Consider the following 21524-nt stretch of genomic DNA (forward strand, 5'->3'; position numbering starts at 1 on the left):
TTAAATTTTCCTTTTAGTTTGAATTGAGTTTACTTACTAGTTGTTTGAGGTTGATTTTAGCAAAACCTACAGAGCGATCGGACATTGCGTACGGTAGCAATAAATCATCACCATTGATTGCGCTACCACAACTGTACACTACGTTTGGCACATATCCTTCTCTTTCCTTTTCATTTGGAACAAGCAAAGGTTCTAAGAGTCTTCCGATTACGATACGTGGGTCTAATTTTTCTAAGAGAAATGCACCTATGGAATACTTTCTCATCGGGCCTACTCCATGACTAATGACCAACCAACCTTCTTCTATTTCGATAGGTGATCCACAATTTCCGAGTTGGATGAATTCCCAGGGGTAGGTTGGTTTTAGAATTAGTTCCTTATTATACCAAAAATGGAGGTCCTCTGAATACATTAGGAATATGTTCTCATTGTCCTGTCTTGATAACATCGCATATAGGTTGTTAATTTTTCTAGGGAATAATGCCATTCCTTTGTTTTTCACTTCGGGCCCATTAAGTGTGCTAATTTTAAAGTGTAAAAAATCTCTGGTTTCTAAAAGTTGTGGGAATGTGATTTTCCCATCATAGGCTGTATAAGTAGCATAATAAATATGGTTACCATCTTCTTCGATAAAATCAACAAACCGAGCATCTTCAATTCCGTTACTTTCAGAAGGTGAGTGTGGGAAAATAATCCTCTCTGAGAGTCGTTGTTCACTTTCATATTGAATTTCATAATTTGATAATGCTAAGGAAAGAATTCCGTTTGCGATCAACTTGTTTTCTGCTGATTTAGTTTTTATGTTTTTTGTGTATTTGTCTAAAATTGATTTTAATTCTTCTATCGTAAAATGTGAATCTAACAAGGAGAGTATAGTGTTCGAAAAATCGGTTAGTAATTCTAACTCTGACAATTTTCTTTCAAATGTTTTTTTTTCATAGATAGGATTTGAAATATTTTCTGAGGTCGATACATATTTTGTCGGATTGTTAATTGTAATTTGGTTATCAGAATCTACCATTCCTGATCGAAAGGTGATGGAAGATATATGTCCTTCTCCCGTAGCACGAAGGCTCATGATGAATCGTTTGGAACCTGAAGGAAGATTTGATTGATCTCTATCCCAAATGATGGAAGGGTTAAATAATGCTGCTGATTCCAGGGAATATTCCTGGGTGAAATAGGCACCGATTAATAATTTTCTTTCTTCTGAAAGGATGTGGTCGGTGAGTAAATATTTTTTTATTTGTTGGTATCTTTGTAAAAAGAATTTTTTTAATCGTTTGTGCCTTTCTTCAAAAGCTGTAAGTAAAGCATTGATTTCATTTGTTACCTCTATTTCAGAAAGTGTTTGGATTCTTCCAAGGATTTTGATGATCCTTTCCTCTGGTTCAATATTCAGGGGACGATACAATACTCTTCGATAATCAGGTGTTAGTTCTACTCCAGTTCGGATGAGTTCTAAATTTTGTGAATCCATTTATTGATTCCTTAACCAGTTTAGCATGCTCCGAATACTACCGATAGCTACACCAATACTTGTATCGGCGCATCCATAATATAAATGGACTGTATCCTTGTCGGCTAACACGGTAATACCGCATGGAAATACGACATTGTTAACATCTCCAAATCTTTCGTATTCCGTTTCAGGTGCAAAGATCCAGTCGTTACATCTTTTGATACATTTTTCTGGGTATTCTAAATCTAATAAAGCGAGTCCTATTCTATATAAATATCCAGATGCATTTTTTTTAACTCCATGATAGATGATGAGCCAACCTTCTTTTGTTTCGATTGGTGGCGTAGCTAAACCTATTTTTTCAGCATCCCACCAGCTCCCGTTTCTTGCTCCAAATACAAGTTTCCTATTCTCCCAATGGATTAAGTCTTCTGAATTTGAAATCCAAATATTGGCACTGTCCTTTTCGATTGGTCTATGAAGCATCAGCCACTTGTTTTGAATTTTTCTTGGAAATAAAGCCGCATCTTTATCGTTAGGTTCTAATGCTAATCCCTGTTTTGTATAGTCTTCAAAATTTTTTGTATTTGCCAGTGATACGGAAGGCCCCTTTTCCCCATAAGAAACATAAGCTATATAAAAACGATTTAGCTCGTTTATATAGGTAATCCTTGGATCTTCAATCCCCCAACATTCAGAAGGATAGATCTCTGGTTCTGCAGTCATAAAAGGAGTAGGATCGATTGACCAATCGTCTAAACCATTCTTTGACCTAACAATTCCTAGTTGCGATAATCCTCTGCGATCTTCTAAGCGGCATAAAAGGAGAGTACTTCCATCTTTTAATAGTGTAGCGCCAGGATTGAATACTGTATGAATTGGATATGGCCACATACTAGCTGTTAAGATCGGATTATTTTCAAATCTTTTAAGTAATTCAGGGTAGTTTGGGTTCATACAGAACCTTTGGAGCTGAGAATACTTTCTTCCAATCTCATCTCTAACATACTTTGCAAAAATGCAAGTGTTGATTCTGCACCCTGGTTTTCATTCATGCGATCGGAATGTAATCCGTCGCGACAACCACCAGTAGTTGGATCATATAAAGAAACTTTTAAATCATTTCTTCCCAAAAACCATTCGAATGCTCGTATAGATTCATTTTTCCATAATTGGTCTTTGGTAATATGAAATGCTTCAATTGAAGCAGATACCATTGTTTGTGCTTCTACTGGCTGTTGGTCAAATCTTGCATTTGGACCTCCACGTGTGTAAAATCCATTTGTTCCAATTGGTATAAAATGTCCACCGTCAGCTTCTTTCTGTAAATCTGCTAACCAATTTAAGCTTTTTAATCCAATGTCGATCATCTCTTGGTTTTGCATTGATTTACCAGAGACAAGAAGTGCATGGGGAAGAATTGCATTACAATAACTTAGGGATTGTTCAAACCATAACCAATCAGGTTTATAGTTTTCCTGGTATAGTTTTAGTATCCTTTTTGCAAGTTCGTCTTGAACACTTTTAGCTCGCCTATCGCCCGTAAAACGTTTAAAATATTCGTTTAGTCCCAAAAGAGAGAAGGCCCATGCCCTTGGACTTTTCATCATTAGAATAGAAGGAAGTGCTTCTTCGAATAATCGGCCGGCTATGGTTGGTAATTTTGGAAGGGACCCAATTCCCAAAATGGTTCCTAATGCCATAAGGGATCTACCGTGGCTATCTTCAGATCCTGATTCTTCTAACCAATTTCTCTGATAGTCCATAAAGTTTCTGAACCTTTTTGTTTTTGCATTATATGCGTACCATAAAAAAGCTAAGTAACGATAACTTAATTTGTAGGTAGTATCAGAATCTAAATCCTCAATCAACTTACAGACAATCAGTGCACGAGCATTGTCATCAGTAGTATAACCTTCACCGTAGTTGGGTAATGTAAAAAATGCATGTTGAAGAATGCCTGTATCATCAGTCATATGTTCTAGATGTGTTAATTTAAGAATCGGAAATTCAATAGGAGGAGTATTTCTTAATTTTATATTGAATCCTAGAGAAGAAAAGTATCGTTTTTCTTCTCTAGCTCGGCGAAACGAATCCATGTAACGCCTGGAAACTTGAGACCAAATCATACTACGTGCATATAGATAAGCTCTTTTGCGCATAGAATGACGGACAGTCTCATTTACTAATAAATTAATTACTTCATTTCCCAATTTTTCATAATCATGAAATGGAACTAAGATGCCTCTTTCTTCTGCTAACATTTCTTCTGCATACCAATAAGGAGTGGAAATGATGGCTTTGCCCGCTCCTAATGTATAGGCAAGAGTTCCCGAAACAATTTGGTTGGGTTCCAAATAAGGTGTGATATAAATATCTGTAGCACCAATAAATTCAGTTAATTCTCTTTGGCTAACAAACTTATTATAAAAAAGAACATTTTCTTCAACTTTGTTTTCTCTAGCAAGTAATTGTAAGGAAATTCGATATGCTTCCCCTTCGTTCCGAAGTACCTGCGGATGCGTTGCTCCAAGAATTATATAAACTATATTTGGAAATTTTTCGATGATTTTAGGTAAAGCAAGGATAACATTTTCCAATCCTTTGTTAGCCGAGATGAGTCCGAAACTCATCAAAACTATTTTTCCCTCAACGCCAAATAAATCTTTATGAAAACTTGGATCCACGAAAGGAACATCTGGAATTCCGTGCGCAATGATATCGATTTTATCGGATTGAATGTTATAAACGGTTTTTAGTATTTCTGCTCCAGTTTTACTCATCACGACAATTCTATCAGATAATGAAATGAGTTGTTCTAATACTGTGCGTTGGTCTGGATCAGGATCTTTTAATATCGTATGCAAAGTAGTGACGATGGGCATATGTAGATCACGAAGAAGGGAAAGAATATGGCTTCCGGCCCTTCCACCGAAGATACCGTATTCGAATTGAAGTGAAACTAAATCAACATTGTTGATGTTTAAAAAATCTGCAGCCCTATGATAAGAATTGATGTCTTTTTCTTTGAGTTCAAATCGTACTCGAGTAGGGTAAGCATAACCTGAGTCGATATCGTTTACAGGAAGTGCAATACATGCAGTTTCCGGGAATTGTTCGGAAATAGATTCACATAGGTCTGTTGTGAAAGTGGCGATACCACATTGTCTGGGAGAGTAGTTACCAATAAAGGCAACTCTCTTCACGAATTGCCGGCTTTGGTAACGATTCTATATTGATTCAGTGAGGTTTGTTTGGTGTAAGGTTTCATTTTTTGGTTTCATTTGCGGTTAGGATTTGTGTTAAATAACATGCTAACCTAACAATTGATAAGGAGACGATTTAATCAAAATGCAAGAGAATTCCCTGTTATTTCGTTTTTTAACGAGAAAATATATCGTATTTCCTGAAAATACTTTAAATCGATTGGTTTTGTACAAAAAGTACTAGGATTTATAAGTGATTGGAAAGCGATTTGAATAGAAAAGAATGGATTCTGGTTTTATTCATTGAAGTGATTTATAAAAAATCAATGTTCGATGTTATATGGTTTATTATAGATCCACAACAACTAGAGTTATATCATCATCGGGAATTGGTTTTCCACAAAACTCTTTGACTTGTTCTAATAGACCATCGGCAAATAAGTCAGCAGAACGGTTGGCAGAATTTTCTACTATATAATGGCTCAAACGTTCATCTCCAAACATTTCTCCAGAAGGATTACGTGCTTCCGAAATTCCATCCGTGTATAATATGACTCTGTCGCCTACAGCAAATGGTAGATCTAAGATTTCATCTGGTATTTCTGGAAAACATCCTAAAATTCTTCCTCTAGGACGGACAAGCTCCACTTTGTTAGTTTTTCGTCTGTAAAAAGCAACAGGAGGATGGCCAGCACTGGCATAAAGAATTCTTTGTTTTTCTAAATCAAAGAACAAATAACAAGCAGTTACAAATTGTTTGTGGATTGAATCGAGTAGTAGTTTGTTGATTCTTTTTAATACTTCATTTGGTTTTTTGGAAACGTGTTTTTGTAAGTTGAAAGCCATCTTGAACATCGCAGCAACAATGGCTGCAGGAATTCCATGCCCAGAGACATCTGCAATCACAACACCTAAACTAAATTCGTCGGGAGTATGAAAATCGTAATAATCTCCTCCAATGGCAGTCATTGGGTTATAACGAGTCACTATAGTGGCTCTACCACCTGTTGGTGGATGTAAAGGAAGAGATGAGTCTTGTATTTTTTTAGCTAGTGTGAGTTCTGCTTTAATACTTATATAATCTTCTTTGTCTTCTACTGCAGATTTTAAAAGAATGAGAGTATTGACTCTTGCGAGAAGTTCTCTTTTATCAAATGGTTTTCCTAGATAGTCATTGGCACCGGCTTCCAATCCAGAAAGAACATCTTCAATTCTATTTTTTGCTGTAAGCATTAAAATAGGCATTTCATACATAGAATAAGTTTCTCTTAAGATTTTACAAACTTGATACCCACTCATCTTCGGCATCATAATGTCCAAAAGAATCAAATCCGGTTTCACTTCATTGGCAACAGAAATAGCGGTTGGCCCATCCAAAACTGGAATTACATTGAATCCCGATCCACTGAGTTGAACCTTTAATACCTCTAAATTGATCGGATCATCATCAACGGCAAGGATTGTTAAGTTGCGGTTTAAGTCTTTCGAGAGATTTGATGTAACTTCGACTCTTTCGATATACGCTTGTTCGACGATGAAATTTCCACGAAGATCATCAAGGAGCCAGCTATTGGATGGTGTTACTTCTTCCAATTGGTTCTGTTGGAAGTTGGTTTGTCCACTAGCAATTGGTAAGGTAAATCGAAAGATTGACCCTCTCCCAAGTTCTGATTCAACAGATAGGATTCCTGTATGAAGTTCTACTAAGTTCTTTGTGATGGATAGTCCAAGACCAACTCCACCGAAGTTTCGTGAAATACTAGAATCTGCCTGTGCAAAAGGAGCAAAAATTTTGCCTTGGTCTTCTTTGGAAAGACCTATTCCTGTGTCGGTAACTGATATTTCTAAAAAATCCAAATAACCATTGTTCACCGGTTTTGCATTAATTCGAATACTGCCTGATTCAGTGAATTTGAGTGCATTCCCAATCAAATTAAAAAGGATTTGTTGTATTTTGTTTTCATCACCAAAGACTAAAGGGGTATCATCGGGGATTTCGCTTTCGAGTGTGATTCCTTTTTGTTTGGCCGCGTGTGCCAATAAGGTAATCACTATTTCCACCGAAGGTTGGATAGCTAGTGTCATTGGAGTAAGTTTGAATTTACGATTTTTCATCAGAGAAAAATCAAGTATGTCATTCACTAAATTTGAAAGTCGTTTCGCAGAGGAAATAATGAAACCAAGATTTTTTGAAACACCTTGTGTCAATGTACCCATGGAACCTTCGATCAAAGATTCTGTGATTCCTATAATACCGTTCAAAGGTGTTCGAAGTTCATGAGAGGTATTAGATAAAAACTCATCTTTCATTTTATCCAATATTATTAATTCTTGATTCTTTTGTTCTAGTTCACTTTTTAATCGGTTTGTGATTTCATAAAGTTTGGCAAACCGTATTGATAATGCAAAAGATAAACTCAACGTATATATTAAAAATCCTTCGGACAAGGATCTATCCATTATAGAAACGTAAATTTGTAGGTAACTCAAAATGGAAAAGAGGGCAGTGATTCCCAAGGCAATTTGACCAATTAAAATAATGTATGCCCCAGGTTGCTTATTTTTGACTGCTTTAAAGTTGAGACCAAAAGCATATACAAGTTCGAATACCGATAATACACTGCTAATATTTAAAGTATATTTTGAATAGATACTCATTACAAAAGGATGGAATGTGAAAAAAGGAACTAGTGCAATTGTAAAATGAAACAATAGAATTCCTTTTACGGCTAAGGAAGGTTTGTGTTCAGAAAAATCTAAAAAGAAAATAGTTCCAAAGATACCGATTAAGTTTAGCGCAGGGTGGAAAATAAAATGATTGAACCAAAAGTTATTCCAAACGAAGTAGGGAAGTGAAAGGTTCCCAAAAGTTGCAAGCCCTGCAAGAGACGCAAAAAAGAAATAAAATAAATATGCACGTTCTCTTCTACTTCGTAACCAAAGAATAAAACAATACAATGCAGAATATAAAAAAGCAAAACAAGTTGCAGAATTCCACATAATGTATTGATAAAATTTTCCTTGGATGAGGTTTGATTCTCCAATGTAAAATTCAGAATTTACAAATCCACCCCAACCAACATCATCTCCAACTCTCACCGCAATTGTATTTTCTGTTTCAAAATCAATTAGGTTTGGCGGAATTTGATACACATTAATGCGACTACTTTTCTTTAGGATCTCTCCTTTATCTGTTAAGAGTCCTGTTCTGCCAACAAGGACTCCATTGATATAAATTTCGTTAGCATCCGCTATGATGGGTGTGAGAATACTAATATTCTGATTTTTGAATGTTTTAGAAACTCTAAAGGAATGTCTATACCAACCAATTTTAAATCCAGACAATCCGGAATTATTCCATTGCGCAGGGATAGAAAGCTGACGCCACTTTTGGTCCGAGTATTGCCGTTGAGCTTGGTTTAGGTCATCCTTGGGATTGAATTTCCAGGATCCTGATAATTTGACTAATTGACTTGGGTCTTCTAGTTGGAAGATAACAAGGTCTGGACTGGCATTTAATGGTGATAAATAAAAAGAAAATAAGAGTGCCAGTTGGTAACGTATTTTCATTTCAAATCCAAAGATAAAGTGCCGTCATTTACATAACTAACAGGAATGGCATATTTTAACCAAGAACAAATATTGATTTGGTGGAGGGAAAACGGAATTCTCTTTTCCGTTCCTAGATAGGCTTTATGCTTAAAAAACATCCAATGAGCAATAAAACCAAAGAGAAAAATCGGTTTACTTTTCCTATGATTCAATTAACTTTTTTGCAATTCTCGTATCTTAATTGAGTGTCAATGGCCTATGTTCAAAAATCGCAAATTTCGTTACAGTAGCATTCTTCTAACTTTCATTATATTGTTTTTTTTGATCAAACCGCAGGACGAAGGATCGGCTTACAACGAATATTTTTCCAAAATTAACAAGGAACTAAAAGAGAACGGCTTCGGTAAACCTGTTGTTTTATTGGATTTGGACAGGTTGGATTCAAATTTAAATACTCTCTCCAAAAACATTCCACCTCCACTCCATTATCGAATTGTTGTGAAGTCTCTTCCTTCTCTAGATCTTCTTCGCCACATCACCAAATCTACCAAAACCAACCGGCTTATGGTCTTTCATTCCGGTGACCTTGTGATGTTACTTTCTGATCCAGATTTTTCTTCCTTTGATATACTTTTGGGAAAACCAATGCCTGTGAGAGCATTAGAGGAAATCTACAAGAAAACAAAGTCCGAAAAGTTTCAAAAGATCCATTGGTTGGTGGATACAGAAACTCGACTTACCCAATACCTAGGGTTTGCCAAAACAAAGAATATAAAGTTACATATAGTTTTAGAAATAGATGTAGGGCTCCACCGCGGCGGATTCACTCAAACTAAAGAGACTAACCTTGCATTGGAAATGATAACAAACTATCCAAACCATTTGGAGTTTGATGGGTTTATGGGTTATGAACCTCATGTGGCATCCGTACCTAATTTGTTAGGTGATAAAAACTATGCTATTGAAAAAGCGATAGGATCTTCTTTGTCTTTGTATGAAGAGTTTGTTACTTCTGGAAAAGAGTTCTATCCTTCTTTATTTAAAAAAGAATTAATTCTCAATGGAGGTGGCAGTAAAACTTATCGCTTCTATCAGAAAAATAACAAAATTGTAAATGATGTCTCTGTAGGTTCCGCTCTTGTGATGCCTACTGATTTTGACGTAAGTACTCTTACCGAACACAAACCTGCGTTTTTTATCGCCGCACCCATACTGAAACGATTAGAAGGAACCACCATTCCCTTTTTAGAATTTATTTCCTTTTTATTTCCTTTATGGAATCCCAATTTACAAGTGACTTATTTTACATATGGCGGAGCCTATCTTGCAAAGAAAGAATCACCTACAGGACTCTTTGACAATAGTCTCTATGGGGCTAGCACAAACCAAGGTATTCTAAACGGAAGCCGTAAGACAAACTTACAACCCGATGATTATGTTTTTTATCGCCCAACACAAAGTGAAAAGGTGATGGCAGAGATGGGAGAGGTAGTGCTTTTAAGGAATGGGAAAATTATTGGAACTTGGAAGTGTTTTATCAATTAGTGTGCTATAGTCAGCACACTAATTTTTTTCTCTTATTACTTTCCTGTAAAAAAATCCCACATCATATCGTTGGCCTTAATTGCTTTTGAAGGAGAAGAACCTCCAAAGAATAGGGAGGGTTTTTTGCCACCTGGCCAGGAATGTCCTCCAGATTCTGTGACACAAAGTTTTACCTTCACACCTGCTTTACATTCACTATATTCATCGCATGTGACACCTTCTGCTTCTAACACTCGTTTGGGAGTCTGGTTACACTCATTGAATTTTACCCATTGAGAAATGGACTTGGGAACGGATACAAAATCAGTGACGAGTGACTTGTCTTTAAAACTGTCGCCTGATCCCCCGTAGAATAAAACTTTATCATCGTCTTTTGCGTGAATATGTAATACGGAGATTGGTTTTGTGGGATTACAGGTAACCGTGTTATCGGTTCCTGCAACAGCTGTGATTCCAGAGAGTTGGTCTGTTATTTCACAAGCTAAGCGATAGGACATCATCGCCCCATTGGACATACCTGTTGCGTATACTTTTGATTTGTCGATTTGCAGTTGTTTGGTTGCATGATTTAAAATTTCTTTCACAAAACCCACATCATCTATCTTTTTGTTACGGGCATCCGCACAACAGTTACCCGCATTCCATGTTGCAATTTTACCTGATTTGTATTTGCTATAACCATTGGGAAAGATTGTGATATGTCCGTTCTCTTCTGATTTAGAAATTTGATGGTAATATTCTTCATTGGATTGGATTTCCATATCACCACCACCTCCATGGAATACCAAAAGTAGAGGGACAGGTTTGTTCTCAGAATATGATTTTGGAACATGGACTTTGTAATAACGCGGAATGTCTCCATGAGAGAAAGTAAATGTATAATCTCCCGGTGCATCGATTTTTTTTGTTAGGTCAGAAGAAGCAATCGGAGCCGGTTTCTCTTCCATCTTTTTTTGGAAACGTTCTTTGATTTTAGTGCGTAACCAACCTCGTGAGCAGGACTCTGTACTAAAGCAAATTAGGAGAAAAGGAAATACAAAAAGAAATAGGGATCTAAATTTCATAGGATCCTCCACGAGATTCTAGGCATACGACCCGTTTCATCCGGAAAAAGTTCCATCGTATTTGACTATTTATATAAAAACGCTATCTCCCGAAAAGGAATTCTATGCCATTTCGGAATCCTAAGTTTCGTCTTTTAAGTTCGCCAAAATTTCCAAAGAGCGAATTTTTGCATCGATATCATAAACAGAAGTCACAGTCATGAGTTCGTCCGCTTTTGTTTCTTCCAAAACCTTAGCGATCCCTTGTTTTACCGTATCTACAGAGCCTACAACTGAATAGGATAACATTTGTGAGGCGATTACTTTTTCTTGTTCTGACCAAAAACTTTCTATATCTTTGATGGGAGGAGGAAAAGTTCCTCGCGTATTTCTTAAAATTCGAGCGAAAGATTGTTGGGAACTGGTAAATAGATATTTTGCGTCTTCGTCTGTTTCGGCGGCAATTACATTCAAACCTACCATCACATAAGGTTTGTCCAAATACTTTGATGGTCTAAATTGTTTTCTGTAAATGGATATAGCTTCAAGTAAGGCAGCTGGTGCAAAATGAGAAGCAAAGGCATAAGGAAGGCCAAGCATGGCAGCAAGTTGAGCTCCAAATAAACTAGACCCTAAAATCCAAACAGGAACATGAGTTCCCATACCCGGAATGGCACGGACTTGTAATTGGTTGTGATCCTCTTCAAAGTAGGTGAGTAGTTCCTTGACATCTTCCGGAAAGTGTTGGGAACTCATCTGGTCTCGACGTAACGCACGTAAGGTGAGTTGATCTGTTCCAGGAGCCCTTCCTAATCCCAAATCAATTCTTCCTGGATACAATGTTTCTAAGGTTCCGAATTGTTCTGCTATGACCAAGGGAGAGTGGTTCGGTAACATGATTCCACCTGCTCCAATTCGAATGGACTTAGTATGTGCTGCCAAATGGCCAATCACAACAGAAGTCGCGGCACTAGCGATGGAAGGAAAGTTATGATGTTCTGCAACCCAAATGCGGTGGTAATCTAAGCTCTCTGCTGCTTTGGCCACTCGGACAGAATTGGATAATGCTGTACTTGGATTGTCTCCTTCATTGATAAATACAAGATCGAGAATTGATAATGGCACCATAAAGATCACATTCCCTTTTTCACCTCTCCAGTGTAAATTTGTAAAAAATAAATATCACGAATTAAATTTTAAAAATTACATACATCTGTTATGTTGGTCGTAACTTAAATGAATTTTCTTTTTGAAAAATTCTCCAAAAAATCGGAAAGTAGAGTCTAAGGACTCTAGTGGATCTTGCTATTTTTCTGGAGAAACTTCGAGAATCAAATCACAATCCCTTAGGATGATATGAAAGTATCCCAACTGAATTTAAACTCTCAGGCAAAAAAACTCATCCAATCGGTTTTTGTTTTTGAATCAGATAGTCATGAAACAGAAATCCTTCCCTTTTATGCAGATGGATTTCCTGGGATTGTATTCTTTCACTCAGAACATCCGGTAACTGTTTTTGTTGGTTCTGAATCCAAAGTGATGGATCCAGTTTTTGTCTATGGACAAACCATCGAACCCATCCGCATACAGATCGAAGGCCCGTTTTTCTTTGTAATGGCACAACTTTTCCCTGCCGTTGTGGAAGAGACCTTAGGAATTCCGGTGACGGAACTTACTAATTCTTGTTGGACTTTACCAACTTCAGAATGGGAAACAGAACCTAACTTTACATTGGCGGTAGAAAATCACTCTTCCTTACTCGCAAAAGAGGCTCTCCTTGATTTTATTTTAAAAAAAGGAGAAAAGTTTCGGCCTGATCCAATTTTACATGTATGTTTAGAAGAAATATTAGAACTTAAGGGAAATTGTGAAATAGGAAAGTTATCCAAAAAACATGGACTTTCCGAACGAACCTTACAGAGAAGATTTCAAAATTACGTAGGGCTTACTCCTAAACAATTTTCCTCTATCATTCGGTTTCAAACCAGCTTAAGTCAGTTAAACGGTGAAAAAAATCCTACTCTTACAGATGTTGCTTACGCAAGTGGGTATTCTGACCAGTCTCATTTTATACGCCAATTCAAATCCTTTACCAAACAAAAACCATTTCGATTTCGTGAAAAAATTTAGACTCTGTCGGGTTTGTTCAATTTTTAAATCTCTTTATCTTGTATTCTGAATGGTATGAAACCATTCACACTCATACTAGGATCCAGTGGAAAAACTGGGTCAAGAATTCTATCCAGATTGAAACAATCCGAATATCCTGTCCGATTGGGATCAAGAAACGCGAGTCCTACCTTTGACTGGGAAAAACCAGAAGGTTGGGATTTTGTCATCCAAGGGGTAAACCAAGTTTATATCAGTTTCCAACCTGACTTAGCCGTTCCTTCTTCACTTGCATCCATAAAACAGTTGGTGGATGTTTGTAAAAAAAACCAAGTGAAACGATTGGTTTTATTATCGGGAAGAGGGGAACCCGAAGCGAGAGCCTGTGAACAAGTGGTGCAAAACTCTGGTTTAGAATGGACCATTCTAAGAGCGAGTTGGTTCTGCCAAAATTTTAGTGAAGGGATGTTTTTAGATCAAATTTTAGGGGGAAGTATTTTATTTCCACAAGTTACCACCAAAGAGCCGTTTGTGGATCTAGATGATTTGGCAGATCTTGCTTTTGAGTCACTTACAACTGACAAACACTGCAACCAGTTGTATGAGCTCACAGGTCCCGAACTTTGGAACTTTCGAGATGCCTTTCAAACCATTGCAGAAGAGACTCACCAAACCATTCCTTTTGAAGAATTACCTTTAGATGTTTACATTCAAACCTTAAAAGAATGGGGACTTCCCGAAGATACCACTTGGCTCATAAACTATCTTTTTCGCACTGTTCTTGACGGTCGAAATGAATCGGTTGTGAGTGATCTGGAATTGGCACTGGGTAGAAAACCAAAAGACTTTCGGACTTACGTGAAAGAAACAGCCAAAACTGGCATTTGGAAACTACCCGAAAAAGCTATCTAATCACTGTTCGGTGGGATACCCACTATAAGTCATTTTACCGGTAAAATAAATCGGACTTTTTTCTTCCAAGAGAATCCTTGTATTTAGTTTGGATTGGATCTCTTGGAGGCTTTGTAACGAATAGGATACACCTGCCGTATCTACTGCCAAAACATAATGGTAAGAGGAGTTTGGATTTTCATCCAGTTCCAAATCATCCCAAATATGTAAAAGATTACCAGAGCCTAACTCACGATTTCGATCAGGGATAAGGATTGCTTCGTTTAACGTTTGATTTGGTGAAGTCGGTAGACCTTGGTGGTAAATTCGTTTTTCAGAAATGATGATGGTCTTTGTTGGATCAAAGTGAGAAGGAAGATACACTTCCGTGGGGGCATCGGAAAATCTACCTTTCCAAATGAGGAGTTGGAATCTTTTGTCACCAAAGTATTTCGGTTCCGTACTTCCTGGTTTGATGGCTGCCCAAGAAAACATTTTATTCCATGTATCAGATCCCACTGTATTGTAATGGCTACTCATCACTCTGCCTTGCGCCTTTCGGAAGTAAGCACGCCCCACCACACGTTCATCTAAGTTAAAACTTGTTCCGTAATTTCCTACAACAGAGAAGTCTTCATCATTCCAGGCATCTTTGGTTGTAATGAGTTTGGAAGGATTCCCATTCATATACTCAGAATGGTTGTTGTAATAATAATCCCAATGCCACTGGGTTCCAGATACAATCGGATTGTAAAAATCGGCAAATCTAGATTTAGAAGTTTGGTTTCCATCCGAAATTTCCATCGCTTGGTAAACCGCACTGATCATTCTCGCAGTGTCTTTGGCACCAGTTCCTTTTAACCACATTCCAAATTCACTGAGGAATACTGGGATTTTTAAAAACCTAGATTCTTTTCTAATTTCATCTAAGTATTTGAAGTAAGTAGCATTATCGATTCCTGTGAGGTCTGTTCCCATGCGGCCTGCATCATAGAAGTGAGAGTTAAATACAAACCCAGGACCTGGGGGAGAAAGTAAATGGCCTCCTCCCGTGGCAGGAGCGATCGCAGATCCAATGTTTGTATTCCAAAACACTAATGGTTCTGCAAACACCCATTTAGATTCCCATCCATTTTGATTGAGAATGGTGCGTATCCTTTTATACATTGGCCAAAGTTTTTGGTTGTCCCACTGAGCAGGTGTTAATCCTTCCATTCCTCCATCTACCGGTTCATTGAAAGGATCAAGTCCCAAAACATAAGAGAATTCTTCCGCAGTTAGTTTCTCTTTGATGTAGGAAGTGGCTTTATCAATTTGCCAAAGGAATTCTGTTTGCATATTCCTTGTTCCTTGGGATGTCGAAAGAGGTGCATTGTTCCAGAAATTACGAAATGCCCTACGAACAGCTTCATTGGTTAAATTGTTTTGGCTCCAACTGGCACAAATGAAACCGCAGTATTCGGTTGGATAACTTCCTCCTTTTGTGATCCAAGCAGGTGCGCCATTTCCTGTATGCCAAGAGTTTTTATTAAAAAGATGGCGAGAAAATAAATCTTGGTGGTAATCAAGAAGGATAAACATCCGTTTGGCGGTTGCTTTTTTCATCTGACTGATGACAGCATCTAAATAGTAATAATCAATGGTATCCACTCCAGGATGTACACCTTCCCATGCGATGGTAAAACGGATGAGATTTGATCCGGTGGTTTTCCCAAGCCTAGTAAAAGCAATCTCAGCATCGGAATCATTGGCAAAGGGTTTGAATCCGTGTTGTGCCAGTTTCATATTTCCCGAAATATTAAATCCGCGGAAACTTACTTCGCGCCCAAGCCCATCCACAAAGATCTGGTCTGTGAATTGTTGGTTTGTTTTTTCCGAAATCAAAATCTCCCTTTCCCCTGGTGAGGAACTATAATCCAAACTATGAAAAGAACTGGCACTAGTAGCAATAGACCTTGTGGGAAGACCTGTGTCCGTTGCATTTGCAGTGGAAACTAAGTTTGCACCTGGTTGGAGTAGGGCCAGTGTTTGTGCCTGCGAATCCTTGGTAGGAGCACAGCCAAAACTAGATATAAGAACTAGCGTTGTGGCCCACCATAAGGGTAAATTTTTCCAGTTTGTTTTCATAGATCCTCTCCAGGTTCCTTCTTTGTGGAAAGGAACTTTGGCCACTTGAGTCATACTAACCGACATGTGTCGACTAAAAAATTGCCATCAAATTACCATAAGTATGGAGTTTAGAATTCTCCTCGCTGAAAAAGGAACTCCACTTGAAAAAGTAAGCGGCTTACCTTTTTCCCCATGGGAAAAAATCCCAACGATTTCCTTTCCTTTTGTCAGATTCCTTAGGGAGATTACTCCTCTTTGTAGCGAATCTCTGAACGCTGGTCTAAAAAAACCGACAGTTGTCGATTAAATTTCTTGCCATATTTTTAACACTGTTTAGACTTATAAACCGAATTTGGTCCTAAAGTAACATTTAGGTCCAAACCCAAGCGAAAAAGATTTCATTTAGAAATTTAGATTCGGAGAGAGAGTATATGAATTCCAAAAGAGATTCCCGAGTGCACTTGGGTTTAACCATTGTTTGTTGTTTTTTGGTTTTGACTTGTTCAGACCAAAAATCGTCCCCTTCCCCCATCCTCGGTTTGGTGAGCGCAAGTACATCGGACTCTGTTAGTTCTGATTTAGTGGGCACAACTGGTGTCAGTCGTGCTGTAGCCCCGTCGCTCGGTTCCTCTCCTTATCTAGTCGGTGCAGGGATTTATGACATCACAGGTCCTGCTGCTGAAGTAGGGATGATGGGTTTTGCCGAATCTGCGCAAAAAACAGAAGGGATTTATATGCGCCTTTGGTCCAGGGCCTATATCGTTGGAGATGCATCCAAACGAGTTGTATTTGTCAGTGCCGACCTAGGTATGATTTTTCAATCCATCAAACAAGCGGTAAGTCGCAAAATTGCATTGGATTCTGAACTTTCACCTTATTACAATCAGGCGAATGTTCTACTTTCGGCAACTCATACTCATAGTGGTCCTGGTGGATACTCCCATTATTTTTTATACAACGCAACAACGGCTGGTTTTATTAAAGAAAACTTTGATGTCATAGTAGATGGAATTTATCGTTCCATTAAATTGGCTCATCAAAATTTAGTTCCCGGAAATGTATACATCAACCAAGGGACTTTGACTGATGCGAGCAAAAACCGTTCTGCAGTTGCTTATGATAAAAACCCAGCTTCAGAAAGAAGTTACTACGGTTCAAACGTAGACCAAACCATGACTCTATTGAAACTAGTGGCTGCTGATGGTAGAGAAATTGGAATGGTCAACTGGTTTGCAGTCCATCCAACAAACGTAGGTCCATCCAATAAATTAATTGGTGGCGATAACAAAGGGTATGCTTCTTATCTATTTGAAAAGTCAAAAGGAGCCAATTATTCTGCTAATTCAACTTTTGTTGCTGCTTTTGCACAATCCAATGCCGGAGATGTGACACCTAACCTTTGGGGTCCAGCGGATGGTGTGAACGACTATGCTCGTCAAAACATCATCGGAGAAAAACAATTCAACAAAGCACAATCTCTTTACACAAGTGCCAATACACAATTGTCAGGTTCTGTGGATTTCCGTCATACGTATGTTAACTTCTCTAATCTTTATGTGAGTAGTGTAGGAACCACCACTTGCCCTGCGGGAATGGGTGCTTCCTTTTCTGCTGGTAGTGTGGAAGACAATGCAGTCTCTGTGGATTTTTTTGATGAAGGAACTACAATCGATTCATTGGATTGGAATACAAACACTGCTGATGCCTTTAAGTCTAGTTTTCTTGGAGGAGCTCTTGGTGTTTTATGGCCGGCATCTACAAGTGAAGCTTACAAACTTTGCCATGCAGAAAAACCTGTCCTCATTCCGACAGGAGTTGCTAGTTTCGATGGCAATCCTTGGACACCTCCAGTGATTCCTATGCAGATCATTAAAATTGGAAGTTTAGCAATCCTTGCCATTCCGGCAGAAGTGTCTACTATGGCTGGTCGAAGACTACGTTCTCTTGTGAAGAATGTTTTGGAAAATGAATACACAGTGGTCGCAGGTCTTTCCAATTCCTATACTTCGTATTTAACAACTAGAGAAGAATACTCTTCTCAACAGTATGAAGGAGCTTCCACTCAATTTGGTCCCAACACACTGTTTGGATATGAACAAGAATTTGGAAAACTAGCAAGTGCTTTGCGAAATGGAACTGCCTCTCCTGCAGGCCCTACACCTGCGGACCTAACAAACAACCAAGCTACCTTCCAAACTGGAGTGGTGTTTGATGATGTTCCCCTCTTTAAAAGTTTCGGTAGTCTTGTCACTCAACCTTCTGCGTCTTATAGTAGCGGTGCTACAGTCAGTGCGGTATTCTGGGGCGGGCATCCCAAAAACAATATGCTCATCGGAAGTAGCTTCGTGGACGTAGAAAAACAAAATGGATCCACTTGGGCAGTCGTGGCAAGGGATTATGATCCGTCCACGACGTACCGCTGGCAAAGAGATGGGGTAGCCAATTCCAAAATTACCGTTTCTTGGAAAACAACTTCTTTTCCATCGGGAACCTACCGCATCCGTCACCGTGGCCATTGGAAATCGGGATGGACGGGCGCAATCAGTGCCTACCAAGGAGTCACAAACAATTTCACAGTGCAGTAATATCTGAACAATCACTCACCTGGCCCCTAAAAAGGTCAGGTATTTTTCTTTTGCAACGGGATTGACTGGGTGAGATTCTAAAGAAGGCTCGTACTATGGATAAATTGGTAGACGCATCTTTATCTCCTGACCTTGCCTCTCGGCCTTTTAAATTTACGAGTAAACAAGGGAGAAACAGACGTACACAATTGTTAACTATCGCTTTGGAATTCCTCAGAGAAAAATCTCCCGAAGAGATTAGTTTTGCCGACATTTGCAAAGAGGCAAATATTCCTAGACCCTCTGCCTACCATTTTTTTCCCAATGTGGAAGCCATCTTTCACGGAATTCGTTTATTACACTCAGAAAGTTTGATCGAAAAATCCCTTTTGTTAAAAAGAGAAACCTTTGTTAGCTGGGAAAAATACATTGAACGTTCGATTGATGTAGCCGTGGAGGTAACGAATAAAGAAATTGCATTCCCACGTTTGATTTATGGATACAGAATGAGTCATCCTGAGATGCGCCAAGTAGGGCAGGAGCTCGATGCAAAACTTGCCAACTTAGCGAAACTAGGTCTTATGGACCGATTTGTTTTGCCTGAATTAGAACAGGCAGACCAAATCTTTGGCGTTGCCTTTTCTATTGCAGATTCTTTATTAAAACTATCTTACAGAACCTATGGAGATTTCACTCCTTGGATGGTAGGAGAGGCTAAAAAAGCGACTATCTCTTATTTAAAAAACTACCTACCGGAAGTTTGTAAACCTAAGTAGACGTTATTCGTAATTGCCTGAATAGGTAGCCCCTCCGAGGGTTCCACCATTGACAGTTCCAATATCATTGATTGCGTTTGAGGCATTATCGTAGTAGAGAGCTGTCGGACAACTGAAGAGTCTGTTTCCATTAAAAGTAATGGGACTTGATCCTCCATTTTCAAATAAACAATACCGAATGTTTCCGCCGGAAGTAAAAAGTGTATTGAATTGATAATTGCCGACATCTCCGGCTCCTGCACCTTGGTATATCGCATAACTTGTGTTTCCTGACCCTGCATTCAAAATATTATTTGTTACTATCGAATTTGATGGATGGCTAGTATTAAATGCATAGGAAAAACTTCCCGTACCTCCATCAATTGAATTAAAAATAATCGTTGGCGTATTAGCATGAGGAGAATTATAAATTCCATGAGAAGAATCATTTGCAATCCCACCATAAATCGTATTGTAAGCCACTGTCGGTGAGGAACTATCTTGGACAAATACTCCAAAAGTACCTGTGGCCGTAGAAGTCCCTCCTTGAATCGTATTGTTCGAAATGATTGCCGAAGATGTGGAAAGAAAAATAGCAACGGAAATAGCGTTACTGACAGTACCTCCTTCCAATCGGTTGTTTGTGATCGTGGGAGAACCGGAGAAACAATTGAAAGCAATTGATGCTGTCGGTGCATTTGCATTTGATGCACCACGAATCGTAAATCCATCCACCACTGTTGAAGTTGTGATCGTTGCCCCAGCACTGACCGTTATGCTGTCGGCGCTTGCCGTCGCTGTATCCACAATCCTTGCGATGTAAACACTGGAATTACGATTTAAAAAATCTGTACTAAACCCACCATATAAAGAAACGAGATTTACCAAATTAATCTGAGTTCCGAGTCCACTATTCACTAAATAAGTCCCTTCAGAGACAAAAATGGCGGCCGGTGGAGTTGCTGCAGAAACTGCTGAGGAAATGGAGAGTTTTGTATTTCCAGGGCTTGTTCCTGAATTTCCATCATTCCCTGAAGGACTTACATAATATAAATTGGTATTGGAAGAAAGAACAGTGTAATTTCCAATCACAGGAGTGATATGGATTCCAAGAGAATCTGTTGCCTCTAAAATAAAGGAATAGGTTCCGACAGGAATGGGACCCGAAAGAACCACCGTGTCATTGGCAGAATAAGAATCGGACCAAACTGGTGTTAGTTTTGAACCGAGCGTTGCCGAAAACGAATCTGGAACCATACTACGACTGAAGACAATCCGAATGTTTGTATTAGCGAGAATGACATTTCCGAGAGAGGGAGTGATGGTTGCTGTTGGACTCCCGTAAAACCCCAAAAGTAAACTAAGCTGTTTTAGTTTGTCATTTTTTTGGGTTGGGTCCAGATCCAAAAGTTCTCTAACAATTGGGTTTAATAAACAATGGAATTGGAGAAATAAAAGAACGAAAATAAATAGAAAAGAGACCTTGGGGATTTTTCTGTATTTTCGCATAACATATCCAGAGTTGGGTAGGTTATCATATTTTGTCAATCAGGCAATTCATATATCAATTTAGTCTGAACCAGTGATTCAGGGTTCAAGCCGGATTTTGGTTCTGAAAGTCCAAAATTTTGTTTAAAGATTATTTCATTCCATTGTAAGCATATTCCGTAACGGTTTGGATGAATCTTTCCATCTCACTCAAGTCATTTTTCATCTGCAAACGACCTTCCAAAAATAACATCGCAATTCCATGAATCATGGCCCAAGAGGCTAAGGTTTTTTCTCTAGTATTTCCTTTTTCTAGGTATCCCAAATTTTGGCCCATTCGAATGATTTCGTGTAACTGCCGATAGGTTCTACGTGAGACGGCAAGTAAAGTAGGATGGGTTTTCACATCTACCCCTGTTCCACCAAACATAATCCTTGCGAACTGCCTGTTAGTCATAATGAATTGGAAGTAGGTCCAACCAAGGGCACGGTATCTGCCTTTGAAGTCATTATCTGTTTTTTCTAATTCTTTTTGGTAAGTTTCAAAATACTTTTGGAATCCTATTTCTGCAATAGCAGCAAAGAGGGAATGTTTATTTTCAAAATGATGGTAACTGGCAACATGACTCACTCCAGCTTTTGCTGCTACTTTGCGAAGGGAGATGTCTTCCAATGATGTGTTTTCTAAAAGGTCCACACCCGCTTGGATGAGAGCTTCTCTGACATTCATCCCACTTTCTTTGGAGGGGCGACCCACTCCCATATGCTTTTGTGAGGATATTTTTTTCGAAGCAGCCATT

Annotated in this window: 14 protein-coding genes; 5 read left to right on the top strand and 9 right to left on the bottom strand. The window is 38.6% G+C overall.

The window, feature by feature from the left end:
- Positions 1–13: 13 nt before the first annotated feature.
- The 4 genes from LEP1GSC203_RS16605 to LEP1GSC203_RS16620 all read right to left on the bottom strand — a co-directional run bounded on the left by LEP1GSC203_RS16605 (position 14) and on the right by LEP1GSC203_RS16620 (position 8238).
- The gene (locus LEP1GSC203_RS16605; protein WP_002975470.1) at positions 14–1480 is read right to left on the bottom strand and encodes a glycoside hydrolase family 130 protein; all 1467 of its coding nucleotides are present in this window, start codon (positions 1478–1480) and stop codon (positions 14–16) included.
- Positions 1481–2419 carry a glycoside hydrolase family 130 protein gene (locus LEP1GSC203_RS16610; protein WP_002975310.1) on the bottom strand — a complete coding sequence of 313 codons (939 nt, stop codon included), beginning with the start codon at positions 2417–2419 and terminating at the stop codon, positions 1481–1483.
- On the bottom strand, positions 2416–4668 hold the full coding sequence (locus LEP1GSC203_RS16615; protein ID WP_002975407.1) for a glycosyltransferase family 4 protein: 2253 nt from the start codon (positions 4666–4668) through the stop codon (positions 2416–2418). Before LEP1GSC203_RS16615 ends, LEP1GSC203_RS16610 begins: the two co-directional genes overlap by 4 nt.
- A gap of 348 nt (positions 4669–5016) precedes the next feature.
- A complete protein-coding gene (locus tag LEP1GSC203_RS16620; protein ID WP_002975430.1) occupies positions 5017–8238 on the bottom strand; it encodes a SpoIIE family protein phosphatase in 3222 nt (1073 codons plus the stop codon).
- A gap of 240 nt (positions 8239–8478) precedes the next feature.
- Here LEP1GSC203_RS16620 and LEP1GSC203_RS16630 point away from each other — a divergent pair, with 240 nt between their 5' ends.
- Entirely contained in the window at positions 8479–9765 is a 1287-nt protein-coding gene (locus LEP1GSC203_RS16630) for an alanine racemase (protein ID WP_039938311.1), read from the top strand.
- Between the two features lie 35 nt (positions 9766–9800).
- Here the strand turns inward: LEP1GSC203_RS16630 and LEP1GSC203_RS16635 are convergent, their stop codons facing one another.
- On the bottom strand, positions 9801–10829 hold the full coding sequence (locus LEP1GSC203_RS16635) for an extracellular catalytic domain type 1 short-chain-length polyhydroxyalkanoate depolymerase (protein ID WP_002975402.1): 1029 nt from the start codon (positions 10827–10829) through the stop codon (positions 9801–9803).
- A 120-nt stretch (positions 10830–10949) separates the two neighbouring features.
- Entirely contained in the window at positions 10950–11936 is a 987-nt protein-coding gene (locus LEP1GSC203_RS16640) for an LLM class flavin-dependent oxidoreductase (protein WP_002975192.1), read from the bottom strand.
- 228 nt (positions 11937–12164) lie between these two features.
- Here LEP1GSC203_RS16640 and LEP1GSC203_RS16645 point away from each other — a divergent pair, with 228 nt between their 5' ends.
- Positions 12165–12938 carry a helix-turn-helix domain-containing protein gene (locus LEP1GSC203_RS16645; RefSeq protein ID WP_002975281.1) on the top strand — a complete coding sequence of 258 codons (774 nt, stop codon included), beginning with the start codon at positions 12165–12167 and terminating at the stop codon, positions 12936–12938.
- Between the two features lie 54 nt (positions 12939–12992).
- Positions 12993–13829, top strand: a complete 837-nt coding sequence (locus tag LEP1GSC203_RS16650; RefSeq protein ID WP_002975354.1) for an SDR family oxidoreductase — start codon at positions 12993–12995, stop codon at positions 13827–13829.
- On the opposite strand, the gene LEP1GSC203_RS16655 is transcribed toward LEP1GSC203_RS16650, so the two are convergent.
- Positions 13830–15935, bottom strand: a complete 2106-nt coding sequence (locus LEP1GSC203_RS16655; RefSeq protein ID WP_039938392.1) for a glycoside hydrolase family 5 protein — start codon at positions 15933–15935, stop codon at positions 13830–13832.
- A gap of 413 nt (positions 15936–16348) precedes the next feature.
- On the opposite strand from LEP1GSC203_RS16655, the gene LEP1GSC203_RS16665 reads away from it, so the two are divergent.
- Together LEP1GSC203_RS16665 and LEP1GSC203_RS16670 are read left to right on the top strand one after the other, a co-directional pair.
- A complete protein-coding gene (locus LEP1GSC203_RS16665; RefSeq protein WP_039938314.1) occupies positions 16349–18502 on the top strand; it encodes a neutral/alkaline ceramidase in 2154 nt (717 codons plus the stop codon).
- A 95-nt stretch (positions 18503–18597) separates the two neighbouring features.
- Complete coding sequence (locus LEP1GSC203_RS16670) at positions 18598–19257, top strand: TetR/AcrR family transcriptional regulator (protein WP_002975397.1); 660 nt, start codon at positions 18598–18600, stop codon at positions 19255–19257.
- Positions 19258–19260: 3 nt separating this feature from the next.
- On the opposite strand, the gene LEP1GSC203_RS16675 is transcribed toward LEP1GSC203_RS16670, so the two are convergent.
- Together LEP1GSC203_RS16675 and LEP1GSC203_RS16680 are read right to left on the bottom strand one after the other, a co-directional pair.
- Positions 19261–20745 carry a hypothetical protein gene (locus LEP1GSC203_RS16675; RefSeq protein WP_002975509.1) on the bottom strand — a complete coding sequence of 495 codons (1485 nt, stop codon included), beginning with the start codon at positions 20743–20745 and terminating at the stop codon, positions 19261–19263.
- Positions 20746–20875: 130 nt separating this feature from the next.
- On the bottom strand, positions 20876–21523 hold the full coding sequence (locus LEP1GSC203_RS16680) for a TetR/AcrR family transcriptional regulator (RefSeq protein WP_002975259.1): 648 nt from the start codon (positions 21521–21523) through the stop codon (positions 20876–20878).
- Between the last annotated feature and the right edge of the window lies 1 nt (position 21524).

It is taken from the genome of Leptospira terpstrae serovar Hualin str. LT 11-33 = ATCC 700639 (assembly GCF_000332495.1).
Classification (GTDB): Bacteria; Spirochaetota; Leptospiria; order Leptospirales; family Leptospiraceae; genus Leptospira_A; species Leptospira_A terpstrae.

Coding starts and splice junctions, on each gene's coding strand:
- LEP1GSC203_RS16605 (WP_002975470.1), bottom strand. CDS start 1,480: ATGGATTCACAAAATTTAGAACTCATCCGAACTGGAGTAGAACTAACA.
- LEP1GSC203_RS16610 (WP_002975310.1), bottom strand. CDS start 2,419: ATGAACCCAAACTACCCTGAATTACTTAAAAGATTTGAAAATAATCCG.
- LEP1GSC203_RS16620 (WP_002975430.1), bottom strand. CDS start 8,238: ATGAAAATACGTTACCAACTGGCACTCTTATTTTCTTTTTATTTATCA.
- LEP1GSC203_RS16630 (WP_039938311.1), top strand. CDS start 8,479: ATGTTCAAAAATCGCAAATTTCGTTACAGTAGCATTCTTCTAACTTTC.
- LEP1GSC203_RS16635 (WP_002975402.1), bottom strand. CDS start 10,829: ATGAAATTTAGATCCCTATTTCTTTTTGTATTTCCTTTTCTCCTAATT.
- LEP1GSC203_RS16640 (WP_002975192.1), bottom strand. CDS start 11,936: ATGGTGCCATTATCAATTCTCGATCTTGTATTTATCAATGAAGGAGAC.
- LEP1GSC203_RS16645 (WP_002975281.1), top strand. CDS start 12,165: ATGAAAGTATCCCAACTGAATTTAAACTCTCAGGCAAAAAAACTCATC.
- LEP1GSC203_RS16650 (WP_002975354.1), top strand. CDS start 12,993: ATGAAACCATTCACACTCATACTAGGATCCAGTGGAAAAACTGGGTCA.
- LEP1GSC203_RS16655 (WP_039938392.1), bottom strand. CDS start 15,935: ATGAAAACAAACTGGAAAAATTTACCCTTATGGTGGGCCACAACGCTA.
- LEP1GSC203_RS16665 (WP_039938314.1), top strand. CDS start 16,349: ATGAATTCCAAAAGAGATTCCCGAGTGCACTTGGGTTTAACCATTGTT.
- LEP1GSC203_RS16670 (WP_002975397.1), top strand. CDS start 18,598: ATGGATAAATTGGTAGACGCATCTTTATCTCCTGACCTTGCCTCTCGG.
- LEP1GSC203_RS16675 (WP_002975509.1), bottom strand. CDS start 20,745: ATGCGAAAATACAGAAAAATCCCCAAGGTCTCTTTTCTATTTATTTTC.
- LEP1GSC203_RS16680 (WP_002975259.1), bottom strand. CDS start 21,523: ATGGCTGCTTCGAAAAAAATATCCTCACAAAAGCATATGGGAGTGGGT.